The sequence below is a fragment of the Salinicola sp. CPA57 genome (genome assembly GCF_003206035.1).
Lineage (GTDB): Bacteria > Pseudomonadota > Gammaproteobacteria > Pseudomonadales > Halomonadaceae > Salinicola > Salinicola socius.
The window spans coordinates 501745-516493 of sequence record NZ_PZJR01000003.1 but is presented as its reverse complement, the minus strand read 5'-3'; the positions used below and the strand labels follow the sequence as shown (position 1 = coordinate 516493).

The 14749-nt window shown below is 56.5% G+C and carries 12 protein-coding genes; all 12 read left to right on the top strand.

Features of this window, described 5'->3' with window-relative positions; translation table 11 throughout:
* Positions 1–512 precede the first annotated feature (512 nt).
* The 12 genes from DOM36_RS04670 (at position 513) to DOM36_RS04615 (ending at position 14668) form a co-directional block, all read left to right on the top strand.
* On the top strand, positions 513–1676 hold the full coding sequence (locus tag DOM36_RS04670) for a polysaccharide export protein (protein WP_232823724.1): 1164 nt from the start codon (positions 513–515) through the stop codon (positions 1674–1676).
* Between the two features lies 1 nt (position 1677).
* Complete coding sequence (locus DOM36_RS04665) at positions 1678–2115, top strand: low molecular weight protein-tyrosine-phosphatase (RefSeq protein ID WP_075571005.1); 438 nt, start codon at positions 1678–1680, stop codon at positions 2113–2115.
* Positions 2116–2133: 18 nt separating this feature from the next.
* Positions 2134–4338: a polysaccharide biosynthesis tyrosine autokinase gene (locus DOM36_RS04660; protein WP_110641558.1), complete on the top strand. Its 2205-nt coding sequence runs from the start codon at positions 2134–2136 to the stop codon at positions 4336–4338.
* Positions 4339–4426: 88 nt separating this feature from the next.
* Complete coding sequence (locus DOM36_RS04655) at positions 4427–5794, top strand: oligosaccharide flippase family protein (protein ID WP_157958558.1); 1368 nt, start codon at positions 4427–4429, stop codon at positions 5792–5794.
* Positions 5795–5846: 52 nt separating this feature from the next.
* Positions 5847–7007 (top strand): hypothetical protein, encoded by a 1161-nt coding sequence (locus DOM36_RS04650; RefSeq protein ID WP_110641555.1) that lies wholly within the window; start codon positions 5847–5849, stop codon positions 7005–7007.
* Positions 7008–7011: 4 nt separating this feature from the next.
* Complete coding sequence (locus DOM36_RS04645) at positions 7012–8100, top strand: glycosyltransferase family 4 protein (protein WP_110641553.1); 1089 nt, start codon at positions 7012–7014, stop codon at positions 8098–8100.
* Between the two features lie 148 nt (positions 8101–8248).
* Positions 8249–9364 carry a hypothetical protein gene (locus DOM36_RS04640; RefSeq protein WP_157958557.1) on the top strand — a complete coding sequence of 372 codons (1116 nt, stop codon included), beginning with the start codon at positions 8249–8251 and terminating at the stop codon, positions 9362–9364.
* A complete protein-coding gene (kdsA, locus tag DOM36_RS04635) occupies positions 9364–10209 on the top strand; it encodes a 3-deoxy-8-phosphooctulonate synthase (RefSeq protein ID WP_075571011.1) in 846 nt (281 codons plus the stop codon). The genes DOM36_RS04640 and kdsA overlap by 1 nt, the downstream gene beginning before the upstream one ends.
* Positions 10209–10763 (top strand): HAD hydrolase family protein, encoded by a 555-nt coding sequence (locus DOM36_RS04630; protein ID WP_075571012.1) that lies wholly within the window; start codon positions 10209–10211, stop codon positions 10761–10763. The genes kdsA and DOM36_RS04630 overlap by 1 nt, the downstream gene beginning before the upstream one ends.
* A 348-nt stretch (positions 10764–11111) precedes the next feature.
* Positions 11112–12044, top strand: coding sequence for a KpsF/GutQ family sugar-phosphate isomerase (locus tag DOM36_RS04625; RefSeq protein WP_110641549.1), 933 nt, complete (start codon positions 11112–11114; stop codon positions 12042–12044).
* Positions 12045–12120: 76 nt separating this feature from the next.
* A complete protein-coding gene (locus DOM36_RS04620) occupies positions 12121–13482 on the top strand; it encodes an undecaprenyl-phosphate glucose phosphotransferase (protein ID WP_110641547.1) in 1362 nt (453 codons plus the stop codon).
* 127 nt (positions 13483–13609) lie between these two features.
* On the top strand, positions 13610–14668 hold the full coding sequence (locus DOM36_RS04615; RefSeq protein ID WP_157958556.1) for an acyltransferase: 1059 nt from the start codon (positions 13610–13612) through the stop codon (positions 14666–14668).
* The last annotated feature ends 81 nt before the right edge of the window (positions 14669–14749 follow it).

The following is a 14749-nucleotide window of genomic DNA, read 5'->3' as shown; positions in this document are numbered from 1 at the left end:
CAGCGGTTTTGGTGTTTTAATATGTATTTTCCCGCACATCCGACGTATTGGCATGTCGCGAATTCGTCACATCCTGCTAGTACCAATATTCAAGCGCACAGGCTAGAAAAGCCATTTTCTTGTTTTTTGCACACGGTTTCTGATGTCAGTGTAATCGGATCGATGCCGAATTGTAGATTTATGAAAATATGGCACGGTATTGGCATGCTTTGATTTGTGAAGGGTGACAGATAAGGATTGGCGCACTTTCAGTAACATCGACTTTCGGAACGTCGATGCCATATTGTCGATTCAATTCGATGGCGGGTGAGATTGGGCTTCGGGGAATGCCGTTATTATCCCGGGGCGGTAGCGTGTTTAAATTCCCGAAATATTAAGTATTTTGAATAATGCATGTGGTCGGTGACAAACAAGACTCTATCTGGACAAGAGAAGGGTGGTCTGCAGGGATGATGAATTTTTACGGAAGATGGCGTTGTTATTCTCTTCTGCGGAGGAGTCCTGCTCTGTTATTGACGCTGGCCGTAACGCTGGCAGGGGGGGTGTCCGGCTGTGCCTTCGCGCCGGGCGGGAATATCGATTACGACACCGATTCCGCTCCCATCGACGATCTCGTCGACGTGGAGCCGATCACGTTGGGCCTGGTTCGGACGCAGCAGATGGGTTCTCCTGCGATCGATCAGGCGGATATGGGTTCTGCTGCGATCGATCAGGCGAATAGTGAAGCGGCCTTGAGACAGGTCGCTGGCGGGTCCCGGCAGAAGGTGCTGGACGATCGGTACGATTACCGCATCGGAATCGGTGATGTGTTGTCGATCATCGTCTACGACCACCCCGAATTGACCATTCCGGCTGGCAGCGAGCGACCTACCGAAGATACGGGGAATACCGTCCACAGTGACGGTACCATTTTCTACCCTTACGTCGGACGCATTCAGGTTGCCGGGCGCACGGTGGAAGACGTGAGATCTCAGTTGCAGCGCCGTCTCGCAACCTATGTCACCGAACCGCAGGTCGACGTCAAGGTCGTGGGCTTCAACTCTCAGAAGATCTACGTTACCGGCCAGGTCGAGAACCCCGGCGTCATGCCGATCACCAATGTGCCAATGACCGTGCTGGATGCTATCAATCTCGGTGGCGGGCTCAATGGCGAGGCCAACTGGCACGACGTGGTGCTGTCGAGAGGGTCCAGCGAAACGCATATCGATGTCTACACCATGTTGCAGAAAGGTGACATGCATCAAAACCGCCTTCTCGAAGATGGCGATGTCTTGCATGTTCCCGATATCGGCAATCAGAAGGTCTTCGTCATGGGTGAGGTGGTGGAGCCGGTGACACTGCCGATGGGTAACTCCCGCTTATCGTTGACCGACGCCTTGTCGCAAGCCGGCGGCATGGATGAGGCGCAAGCCGATGCGAAAGGCATATTCGTCATACGCCAAGCAACGCCGGACAGTGGCAAGCTCGCCACGGTCTACCAACTCGATGCGCGTAATGCCACGGCGTTGGTTCTGGGGGCTCAGTTCATGCTGCAACCCACCGACATCGTGTACGTCACGGCGGCACCGCTCAGTCGCTGGAATCGTGTCGTCAGTCAATTGACACCGACGATTAGCTCCATATATCAGGTAACGCGGGCGACGCGTGACTTCGACGAACTACGCGACGGCAACTGACATGTTCGATCGCATATTGGTGTTGTGTACCGGCAACATTTGTCGGAGTCCGGTGGCTGAAGGACTTCTCAAGCAGCGCTTTCCGGCCAAGCAGGTCGCGTCGGCCGGTCTGGGCGCGTTGGTCGGGGAGGGCGCCGAACCCACGGCGCGCAAGCTGGCGGAGGCCGATGGTATCGATTTGTCCGCTCACATTGCGCGCCAGGTCGATGAAGAGATGCTGCGGTCCGCCGAGTTGATCCTCGTCATGTCGGACGGACAGCGACGGTCAGTCGCAGAGCGTTACCCCCCAGCCAGTGGCAAGACGATGTTGTTCACGAGATGGCTCGACGAGAGTGAAGTGCCCGACCCGTACCGCAAGAGCCAGAGTGCTTTCGAACATGTTCATCGCCTGCTGGTGAAAGCCGCAGATGCCTGGGTAGGCAAGATGCCGGACCGCTGAAAGGATCAATAGACCCACATGACTACGAGCAACACATCGACGCCTTCGACGGCGACCAACCATGAAGAGATCGACATCCGGCGATTGCTGGGGATTCTGCTCGACCACAAGAAGTGGGTGTTGGCGAGCGTCATCGGCTTTGCGCTGCTGGGCATCGTCTATGTCAGTCTGGCAACGCCGATTTATCGGGCTGACGCCCTGGTGCAGATCGAGAACGCCACGCCGGGTAGCAACCCGCTCCAAGAGGTTTCCAATCTGCTCGGCGAAAAGCCGCCGTCTCTATCCGAGATCGAGATCATTCGGTCGCGAATGGTGTTGGGACAGGCGGTTGATCTGCTCAATCTGGATGTCAACGTCACACCGGTGACTCTGCCGATCATCGGCACGTTTCTTCAGCGCCGTGGCATTGGTAGGCCGGGTTTTGCCGAAGGTTGGGGCTATGCATTCAGCGGAGAGAGCATCGCCGTCAGTGAAATGCCGGTTGCCGACGACTACCTGGGGCAGACCTTCACGCTCAGGGTACAGGACAGCTATACCTATGATCTGCTGGATTCGGATGGCGATCTGCTGGGAAGCGGCAAAATCGGACAGCTGAGCACGTTCCTGAATGGCGAGGTTGGGCTGCGCGTTACCTCGATCCAGGCCGCTGCCGGCGCCGAATTCAGTATCCAGCATATCTCGCGGTTGGCGGCAATCAATAGTCTGAGAAGCCGTTTGTCGGTGGCAGAGGCGGGCAGCGAGACAGGAATTCTCGACTGGAGCCTGACCGGTCCGGATCCGGATGCCACCGAGAAAGCGCTCAACACGATTGCCGATATCTATTATTCGCAGAACGTGCAGCGTCAGGCCGAGGAAGCGCGCAAAAGCCTAGACTTCCTCAATACCCAGGTTCCGCAGATTCGCGATCAGCTCAATCGGTCCGAGGAGCAGCTCAACGAGTATCGCCAGTCCAAGGACAGCGTCGATCTCTCGATGGAGACGAAATCCGTTCTCGAGCGGATCGTCAATCTGGAATCTCAGCTCAACGAGCTGGAAATGAACGAGGCGGAGATCTCTCAACGCTTCACCAAGAGCCATCCGACCTATCAGGCGCTACTCGAGAAAAAGGCGCAACTGCAGCGCCAGCGGGATAACCTCGATAAGCAGGTCAAAGGGTTGCCTGAGACTCAGCAGGAGATCCTGAGACTGCAGCGCGATGTTGAAGTCACCAACGAGATCTATGTCCAGCTGCTCAACAAGGTGCAGGAGACCAAGATTGCCGAGGCTAGCACGGTAGGAAATGTGCGCATTCTCGACAATGCAGCGGTGCTATCGGTTCCTGTCGCTCCCAATAAATCGCTGCTGGTGGCGGTGGCGATCATTGTCGGCTTGATCATTGGCGTTGCGGGCGTCTTCCTGCGGGCCTTATTCAATCGCGGTATCGAGAATCAAGAGCAAATCGAGGAGCTGGGGCTTCCTGTCTATGCCACAATTCCCTTGTCCGATGAGCAAAGCAAGCTTAACCGCCGGGTCAAACGCTCCAGCAAAGATCAAAGTCGCAGTTTTCCTGGCGGGCTTTTGGCGGCGCGCAATCCAGCTGATGTGTCAGTCGAGGCACTTCGTGGCCTGCGCACCAGCCTGCATTTCGCAATGCTGGAGGCTGGAGATAATCGCCTGATGATCACGGGGCCGAGCCCCGGTGTCGGCAAGAGCTTCGTCAGTGTCAATCTGGCGACGGTATGCGCCCAGGCCGGTCAACGGGTGCTGATCATCGATGCCGACATGCGCAAGGGGCAGGTCCACAGCGCCTTTGGCACGAAGTCCGAAAATGGGCTGAGTGACGTGCTATCCGGTAAGTTGTCGCTGGAGCAGGTCACTCGTGATGTCGATGATATTGATAATCTGCACTATGTCGCCCGAGGAATGGCTCCGCCCAATCCATCCGAGCTACTGATGGGGGCACGTTTTAGCGAGTTCCTGACTACCGTTAGCGAGCGTTTCGATCTGGTCATCGTCGACTCGCCCCCGATACTGGCTGTCACCGACGCCGCCATCATCGGTAAGCAGGTTGGAACGACGCTGGTGCTGGCACGATTCCAGCTCAATCCCGTCAAGGAGATGGAGTTGGCGATCAATCGCTTGAAGACGGCTGGCGTGGAGCCAAGAGGTGCCATCCTCAATGCTGTCGAGCGCAAGGCCGCGACAGAGTACGGGTATGGCTATTACCACTACAGCTATAAATGATGGGAAGTCAGCGAGTGAGGACGCGCACCATCGCGACAAACGACGGACACGCCAGGGGTCGCCATGGCACGATTTCGGGGCACGCTCGATGAACCTGACGCTACGGGGACAGCGGTCGTCGCGACTTCTGGCGCGGCTGCGCGGGGAACTCTTCATCAATCTATGCCGTACTTTTGCCGCGCGTGGGATAGCGGCACTGGGCACGATTTTCCTCGGAATCGTGCTGGGACGGCTATATGGAGCCCAGGGCGTTGGCGTCTTTGCCTTGGCGCAAAGCGTTATTTTCGGAGCTGGTATCATCGCCTGTTATGGGTTGAACGGCTCGCTGATGCGCTACGTCAGCCAGGACAACGACAGCCCCAATATTCTCTGCTATCTGCGTTGGGCCCTGAGGCGAGCCGGCGGTCTCAGCTTAGTGTTCGGCGCCGTGATCGGCGGCCTTCATCAGGTCATCGCAGAGATGTTCGAATCAGCCGAACTCTCCCCGCTGTTGATCAGTATCGCGGTAGCCACACCTGCTTTCACGCTGTCTTTCGTGCTGGCGGGATTCCTCAAGGGCGTCAACATGCCGGCGAGAGCGAGTCTGCAGGAGAATGGTTCGATCTCCTTGCTGGCCGCCGTGTGTATTCTGGGAGCCGTCATCGCGGGAGACGCAAGGTCACTGCCTCAGGCTGGCTGGGCATTCTGCATAGCCGCATGGCTGGTATGTGCTCAGGGCGCGCTACAGGCAGGGCTATGGTTGTATCGACATCCTCGCGTTCGTGATTCGAAAACGGTTGATCCGTCGACTCTCCCTTCCCGTAGCGAATTCTTCTCCACGGCCCAGAGCTTCATCGTGCTCAATCTTTCGATGTTCCTGCAGCAGGTGGTCGCCATGTTGATCGCTGGTGCGTTGCTCAGCCACGGCGATCTGGGTCTTTTCAAATCGGCGGAGCGGGTAGGCATGGTTATCAGCTTCATTCTTCTGGTCATCAATGCCGTCTTTCCGCCGCGTTTTGCACGACTGTTCCATCAGGGGCGCCACGAAGAGCTGGGTCGACTGGCGCAGCAAAGCTCGCTAGTTGCCGCCGCCATGGCCACGCCGGCGGCAATCGTCTGTCTGGTTTTTCCGGAATGGGTGCTTGGCTGGTTTGGCGAAGAGTTTAGACAGGCCGCGAATTTACTTCGAATAATCGTGATAGGGCATCTTTTCAACGTCATGTTCGGGTCCGTGGGCTTTCTATTGACCATGACAGGACGAGAAAAAGCGATGCGCAATATTTCGTTGGTCTGTAGTGCGCTCGGTCTGCTGGCTTTCCTGGTATTGATACCCATGCTGGGCGCGGTCGGCGCCGCACTATCTTTGGCCATGGTTCTCATGCTGCAGAATTTTGTTGCGGCGATATTCGTGTGGCGGCGAATGGGAATCGTCATGCTGCCGATCCCTTTGCTATCGTCCAGAATCGGATGCGAATGAGTGTTGTGCTCACGCTTGCACCGCCAAATCGCCTAACGGAATAGCAACACCTATGTTAGTCATCAACGCCAGACGTTTGTTCGTAGCGCTGCTCGTCATATTTTCTACCGCGCTGCCGAAATCGGGAGTGGCTTTGGGCGGTATTCCTCTCAACACCATTTATCTTCTAATAGCACTATCGTTTCCGTTTTTGCTCATAAAAGCCATGTTGGGGACGGGAAAGCTTGCAAGACAGGATCGATATTCTGTCTATATCTGGTTTCTGCTGCCTTTCTGGATGCTGTTTTTTACCGTTACGATGCTCAACGGTATCGATAGCATCGGCCTGTATTTTGGATACGTCATGGCGCTCGTTGTCGTGCCGATATTCTTTTATGTCTGGTCAAAGCGTTTATCCGCGGACAGTGTCAATCATCTGCTGGTTTGCCTGAAAAATTGCATCCGCTTTGCCGTTGCCTTCGGGATTTTTCTGTTCCTGCTGAAAATCGCGACGGGTCAGTACTTTTCCATACCGGCATTGACCACCACCTTTGGGGCGGAGACAACCCTGGAGGCGAGAATGAACGACCGTGGCGGCCTCTATAAGCTGTTCTCTACCTATAACAACGGCAATATCTACGCTGTGTGCATGATCATGTTGATGCCGGTATACACAGTCATTGAAAAAAACCGTGTGTGGGTATTGGCGCTGATGCTCTCGATCATGCTGACATTGTCTCGTACCGCCTGGGCTCTACTACTCATCTATTGCGTTTTCGAGTATCTCGTCTTCAATAAAGCCATTTCGGTCAAGAAACTGATCGTCATCTGTTTTGCTCTCTGCCTGGTCGTACCGGGGATCATTGGCTTGCTGGGTGTCATGGGTCAGGACGTTACCTTCCTTTTCGATAGTAATCTCGGTGGTCGAGCTGCCTATCTCGAGTATTTTTTCGAGGCCGGTCTGATCTCACACACACCTCTGTACTGGTCCTACGAAATTCCTTATGTCTCCATCGCGGAATTCGTCGGACTGATTGGATTGATTCCCTTCCTGATGTTCTTCGCCAATATCGTGATAGCGCGAAGTCTTTTCGATGTGTCCCGGCCTATCAGTCGTGGCGCATGCATCGGTTGCATCATGTACTGGGTTGCCACGTTTTCCGATGCGGCGCTGATCCTCGTGCCGACTTTCATCGTTTTTTCCCTGCTGGTAATGCTCTCTTTCAGCGAGTGACTTCATGAGAATCATGCATATCTGCGAGACCGTGACCGGAGGTATCGCCACCTATCTCAACAACGTGGTCTTCGAACAGGCGAAGCGACCGGATGTCGAAGCGGTGACGGTGCTGCTGCCGAGCTCCCAGCGCGAGGAAATCAGCCTCGAGGACGACGCGGTGATGGATCGCAAGGTCCAGTTCATCGGGTTTTTCGGCGATGACCGGCGGCAGCGCCTACGTCATCTGGCCGCTCGGCTGCGGGGAGCGATTGCTGAGGTCAAGCCCGATGTCGTTCACGTGCACAGCACTTTCGCCGGGTTCCTTTGTCGAGCGCTGCCGATCTCTTTTCGTGGCGCCAGACTGATCTATCAGCCACACGGCGTCGCGTTCGACCCTCATCGTGTTTCCGGATTCAAGAAGCGAGGCATCCAGTGGATAGAGAAAGTCCTTTACCAGCGCACCGATAGTGTCATCGCGATTTCCGAGTATGAGAAGAAATTGCTGACTGAGGCCGGTATGGGCGACAAGTCGCAGTTGATCAAGAACTGTGTGCGTGACACCCGTGAAGCCAATGGGGGAGCAAACAAGGAAGACTTCTACCTGTTCATCGGGCGTTTCGACCGTCAGAAGGGATTCGATCGGCTTTATGAATTTTGGGATGCAAAGCGTCCACCTCTAAAGATCGTCGGCGGTAACGTCGTCGATTCGGATGCGGATTTCGCGGTGCGCGACAACATGGAGTTTCTTGGCTGGCTCGATAACGCCACGCTCGATGGACTGATCGCTCGTGCCAAAGCATTGATCGTGCCAAGCCGTTGGGAGGGGTTCGGCCTCGTCGTGCTGGAGGCTTACCGTAATTCGACCCCGGTAATCTGCTCGAATCGGGGCGCCTTGCCGGAGCTGGTAAGTCAGGGCGAAACCGGTTTCGTGTTCGACTTCGATGCTTTCCCGGTCTCTTTGGCTGCGGCAATAGAGGCATTCGACAACTGCGATCAACGAGCCATGGGGCAGCGATGCCGCGACTGCTACGAGCGCGATTTCTCGCCGGTCAGCATGAATGCGGGACTCATGAAACTCTACCAGTCTCATGAAACCCTACCAGTCTCATGAAACCCTACCAGCCTCGTGAACCCTACCAGCATAAGTGGACAGTGCTATGTATAGTCAGGTGCTCATCAATATCTCCAATCCCGAGGACTACCGCTTTTTCAAGCGTGTCTTCGCGGCACCCAATGCCGGTCGTTGTCGAGTCGACTTCGTGGCCAACAATCTGATCATGTACGTGTATCTGAAGCTCAAGCGCGAAACGGTCTACATGCCGCGCCGCGGGCGTGGACGAACCTGCCGAGAAAATAACTTCAGCATCCTGACCGGTCGTCTGACCCACGCCCAGGCTGACCGGGTCTACTCCGGCTTCGCAGATTTCATCGAGCGTCACCAACCGAAGCACCGATGGGATCTCTATATTTTGCCTAGCGGTCGTCTGGCTTCACAGTCTGCATTGGCAGATCACGCCCGCGCCAACGGCATCGATGTTCTCTACACCGGTTATGGCAACATCGGCAACAAGACGTTTGCGGACCCTCAGGGAACCGACATGCAGTCCTATCTGTACGAGCATGTCGAGGTGCTGGATGACTATCCGGTCGACATCGAAGCCTTCCGACGCTGGAAGCAGGAATACACCGCCGCGCGAATGAAAAGGCACGTTATCGGGCAAGCTCGTAAGCTCGATTTCAAGACCGTTTTTCAGAAATTCGTCCAGGTGGTGGGGTGTCGCATCGAGGCGGTACTGGGTTACGCCGGCGAGAATGCTTACGGCTTCGAAGAGCTCAGGAAACTTCGCAAGGCAGATGAAGTCGCTCTGGACGAGATGGATTGGGAGAGCCCCTATCTGTTTTTTCCGATGCAGGTCAGCACGGATGCGCAGATCATTTTGAATTACCGCAAGAACAGCGTCATCGACGGGCTCAAGGATGCCATACAGATGGCCAGGGAAAAGGGGTTGAAGCTGGTGGTCAAGCCACACCCCGCGGAGATCAATCAGGCGATACCGTCTATCCTGGCCGGACTGCGCGAGGAGCATGGGTTTCTCATCGTCAACGAAAACACCTTTCAACTGCTGGACCGCGCGGTCGAAGCGGTGACCATCAATTCCACGGTCGGCCTCGAGGCCAAGCTGCTGGACAAGAAAGTGACGTTCCTGGGTAATACGTTCTACGCACATTTCAGCGAGCGGCGGCTGGCGGCCTATATCGGCCACTATCTGGTGGATGAGGATTACTTTCAGGAAACTCCCTTCAGCGAAGCGAATTTCGCTAAGCTAATGGCTCGTGCAAGACTGCATTTTTTGGATAGAAGTGAGGTGGCTTGATGAAATCCGTATCGGTTGGTGGATTGGCCGTCGTCAATGACGGGCCTTTCACGCTGTTTGGTGGCGTCAACGTACTGGAAGACCTGGACAGTACACTCAAGGCTTGCGAAGCCTATGTCACAGTGACGCGGAAACTCGGCATTCCCTATGTGTTCAAGGCGTCATTCGACAAGGCCAATCGCTCCTCGATCCACTCTTTTCGGGGTGTCGGGCTTGACGAGGGAATGAAAATCCTCGAAGCGGTCAAGCGCGAGTTCGATGTGCCGGTGATCACCGACGTGCATGAGGTGGCGCAGGCACAACCGGTCGCGGAAGTCGCGGACGTGATTCAGCTGCCGGCCTTTCTGGCGCGTCAGACCGATCTGGTGGTTGCCATGGCCAGGACGGGCAAGCCGATCAACATCAAGAAACCGCAGTTTCTGAGCCCGGGGCAGGTCAAGAATATCGTCGACAAGTGTGCCGAGGCCGGCAACGAGCAAGTCATTCTTTGCGAGCGTGGCAGTTGCTTTGGCTACGACAATCTCGTTGTCGATATGCTCGGCTTCCGTGAAATGATGGATGTCAGCAAAAATGCCCCCGTGATCTTCGATGTGACACACAGTCTGCAACGTCGTGATCCCAGTAGTGAGGCCTCCGGCGGCCGCCGGCGACAGGTGCTGGAACTCGCTCGCTCCGGGATGGCCGTCGGTCTGGCCGGGCTCTTTCTCGAAGCACATCCCGATCCTGACAACGCCCGCTGCGATGGTCCCAGCGCGCTGCCTCTGGACAAGCTCGAGCCATTTCTGACTCAGATCAAGGCGGTCGATGATCTGGTCAAGCACTTTCCCAAGATCGAGATCGACTGATGGCGCGTCCGGATCGTCGAGCCCAGATCGAGCTAGTGCTGTTCGATGTCGATGGAGTGCTCACTGATGGCACCTTGCTGATCGGCCCGGAGGGGGAGGCGCTGAAACCGTTCAACGTGCGCGATGGTGTCGCTACCGGCCTGTTGCGTCAGCACGGTATCAAGAGCGGCGTGCTGTCGGCGAAATCGAGCCAGCCGCTGATTACGCGAGCGACCCAGCTGGGCATGGATGTGATCAAGATCGGCTTCAGCCACAAGCTTGAAGCGATTCGCCAGATCGCCGAGGAGCAAGGCATTCCACCGGATCGCATTGCTTTTGCCGGGGATGACATCATCGATATTCCGGTCATGCGCGAGGTCGCCGTCGCCTATGCGCCGGCGGATGCTCACCCACTGGTCATCGACGTTGCCGATCACGTGATGAAAACCGCAGGCGGACGTGGCGTTGGACGTGAAATCGCCGAGGATCTGCTGTCAGCCCGAGGTCTCGAGCTAGCCGACATGTATGCCCATATGCTGGGAGACGGCGACGCGCTGCGCCGCCTCGTCCAGTAGTCGCCCCGTAGCGCTGACGCGCCAAGCGTCAGCGATCGTATCGAGGCGCCGGATTCCCACTCCGGCCGCTGAAGTCATCGCCTGTCCGGGGCGGTGACTGTTTCTGACGCTCGACGATATTCGACATCTGCAAAAACGGTTGCTTTCAGGCGTCCGGTCTCGACGGATGCCCAACCGCTACGACGTTCCGTGAAACGCTTTTCAATCCTATCGACACCTCTGCCACGCGAGGATGACGCGCACTGCGCATGTCCTCGCGTCACAGGGGATCGTGATTTGGCGTACCGATTTATCAACGGCAGTTCCAACCAACTCGGTTTCGAATCCAGGATCAGGGAGGGAATCATCATGAATCTGGAATATCTGGAGACGGCCAGGCAGGTCTTCGTCAAGGAAGCGGAGTCTCTTCTGGAGGTATCGCGCAAGCTGGATAACGACTTGAGCGCGGCCATCGACGCCATCTTGCAGACCCCGGGGCGCGTGATCATCTGCGGCATGGGGAAGTCGGGCATCATCGGTCGCAAGATCGCGGCCACGTTGGCCAGTACCGGAACCCCGAGCTTTTTCATGCATCCCGGGGAGGCCTATCACGGTGACCTTGGCATGGTCACGCCGCATGACGTTTTCCTGGCAATCTCCAACTCGGGAGAAACGGAAGAGGTCATCAAGCTCATTCCCTATCTCAAGGACAATGGGAACTACCTGGTCGGCATGACCGGAAACCGACACTCCACGCTAGCTCGAGCTTCGCATAGCCATCTGGACATCGGCGTCATCGAGGAGGCCTGCCCGCTGCAATTGGCGCCGACCTCTTCAACCACCGCCACGCTGGCGATGGGCGATGCGCTGGCGGTGACGCTGATGAAGGCGAGGGACTTTCAGCCCGAGAATTTCGCCAGGTTTCACCCCGGCGGTTCGCTGGGACGTCGCTTGCTGAGTCGCGTCGAAAACGAAATGCGCAGCGAGAACCTGCCGGTCGTCAAGGCGGAAGCGGAGGTTCTCGATGTGATTCAGGCGATGTCGAGAGGGCAGTTGGGGATGGCAGTCGTTCAGCATAATGGTAGCTGGGGCGTCATCACCGACGGTGACGTACGTCGGGCCATCGAGAGGTACGGCGAGTACGTGTTCTCCAAGAAGGCTTACGACTTCATGACGCCTCAGGCCTCTCGCGTTTCCCCGACCACTCGGGTCGAGGATGCACTGGTGCTGATGGAATCCAAGAAAATCAATGCGCTACTGGTCTTTGACAATGATCGGCTGGTAGGCGTGTTCAAGAAATAAACGACATGGGTTTTCGCGAAACAAGCGTCAAAAAGAACATCTCAACGGCCATCAGGATGGTATTAGGGGAACGAATATGAAAAGTCTGAATCCTGTAAGGCGGCTGGCACCGGTGATCGACGTGCTGGCCATCGTGCTGGCGGGCATTCTGGCGAATGAGATTCGCTTTGATACGTCACGTCTGGAGAGCGTCAACGCGCTGGTGTTGATCGTCATGGCGCTGGCTGTCGTATTGATCAACCTTTTCGGTGGGGGCTACAGCAAATGGCGTTCGACTCGGCTGCGCAGCCGTATCTATCGCCTGCTTTGGGTATGGGCGGCAGTATTTGCGGCAGTCAGCATGCTGATGTTCCTGTTGAAGCTGTCGGATGCGGTTTCCCGGCAGTGGCTGGTGTTCACCTTCACGCTGTCGTTCTGTCTGGTGGCGGCTTCACGCGCGTTGCTGATGATGCTGGCCATGTATCACAACGGCAGTATCAAGAATCGGCGCAAAGTGTTTCTGGTTGGCCCCGAGGAAAACCTGCTCGACGTCGCGCGCTCGCTGCGTCAGCACCAGGAGCAGGGATACGCCATCGCCGGCGTGTGTCGCGGACGAGTGCTGAGAGCAGAGAAGGCACCGCGCAACCTGGCTCGGCGAGTGGAGAAATCGGGCGCCGATGAGGTGTGGATCTGTCTGTCGGTCTCCGAAGGCGAGCACGTGAAGGCAATCATGTACAACCTGCGCCATCTGCCGCTGGAAATCCGCTTCATTCCGCATTTTGCCGACATTCCGCTGCTCAACCATCGCGTCAGCCATATTGCCGGAACGCATGCGATCGATCTCAGCGTCAGCCCGATATCCGGCAGTGCGCTTTGGGCCAAGCGGCTCGAGGATATCATCATCGGTGGCCTGATCTTGCTGCTGATCGCCCCGGTATGCGCCGCCTGTGCAGTCGCGGTCAAGCTGTCATCGCCCGGTCCGGTGCTGTTCAAGCAATTGCGCACGGGAGCCAACGGCCACGACGTCCAGGTCTACAAGTTCCGCTCGATGAAAATGCACCAGGAGAAGAGCGGCCACGTCTCCCAGGCGACGCGCCGGGATCCGCGTATTACCCGAGTAGGCGCTTTCCTGCGGCGTACTTCATTGGACGAGCTGCCGCAGTTCCTCAATGTCATCCAGGGACGTATGTCGATCGTAGGGCCACGTCCCCATGCGTTGGCGCATAACGAGTACTACAAGGATCTGGTCGAGTCCTACATGCAGCGGCATATGGTGAAGCCGGGCATTACCGGGTGGGCTCAGGTATGCGGGTTCCGCGGTGAGACGGACACGTTGGACAAGATGCAGCACCGGGTCGAACACGATCTCTGGTACATCAACAACTGGTCGCTGCTGCTGGATCTGAAGATCATCTTCCTTACCGTCTTCAAGGGCTTTACCGGCAACAACGCCTACTGAGCCGGTTGTCGACGGCGAGTCCAGCGCGCTGCCGTGCCATGCGGACGGCGGCGATGGCTGGGCGCTCCTGACGACACGACGACCTCTCCGACATTCTCTTTTGACTCCTGCTTCAAGGAAGATAGCCGTGGGACAGACAGTACAAACACGTTATCGATGGATCGATCTCCTGCGAGGAACGGCAGTCGTGCTGGTAATCCTGCTTCACGCCCAGTACGCCGTGTCCATCCGATATGAGGGCCTATGGTCTTGGCTGCCGCTTCTTTCCGAGTACCTTGCGCCTTTCCGGATGCCGGTGTTGATGTTCCTTTCCGGACTCATGCTCGCGAGGTCACTGGATAAAGGCCCAAGACGATTCTTTATCGGTAAGCTGAAGAATATCGCCCATCCCTACATGATCTGGACGGCGGTTATCTTCCTGCTTTATTCGGTGCGCTGGGCGCTGTTGAACGAGCCAATGCCCGAAGAGCTCTTTCCATTGTTCCTTTATCCTTACAACTATCTCTGGTTTTTGTACTGCCTGTTCATCTACTACGCCGCGGCCTATGTCCTGTTCAAATTAGGGAGCCGATGGGCCGTTGCGATGACAGTAGTCGCCTATCTACTTTACTATTTTCTGACCTCCGCTCTGATGCCGCACTGGCTGCTGGTCGATAATGCCGAAGGCTATGTCGTGCCGACGCTCGGCGCCAAGATCGTGATCTATGCCGTTTTCTTCATGCTGGGTGGCATGCTAGGCGAAAACCTGGATGGATTTGCCGGCCGCATCGCGAGTCTCAACCCGATTGTCGTGTGGTTGCTGGTGGCACTCTGCGCGGTGGGCTTCATCATGCCATTTCAGATATTTTCCCCGATCTACCTTTTGATATCGTTGGCCTCGCTGATTCCGCTGGCCCGACTGGCGATGCTGAGCTGGATTCAGCGGTGGACCACGCTGCTGCAGTGGTGTGGGCGTCAATCCATCGTGCTGTTCGTCGCTCACATTCCCATTCTGCTCGTCGCCATTACGGTACTAGCCAAAATGATGCCTGCATCCGATGCCAACCTGGTGTTCATTTTATTGTTCTGCCTTACCTTTTTGAGCTGCTGCGTGCTGGCCCGAATGTCCCTGCGCTGGGCCGCGGTCAGGTTTCTGTTCTCGTATAACCTCAAACCCCAACGGCAAAGGGCCCAGGCTCGCTACTGAGGGGCTAGCGCTTCTCTTGGTCGTTCGTCTCATTCGAGCGTTCACTCTCATCGGCCTTGGCGTCTCTCCGTGGCGGCGTCG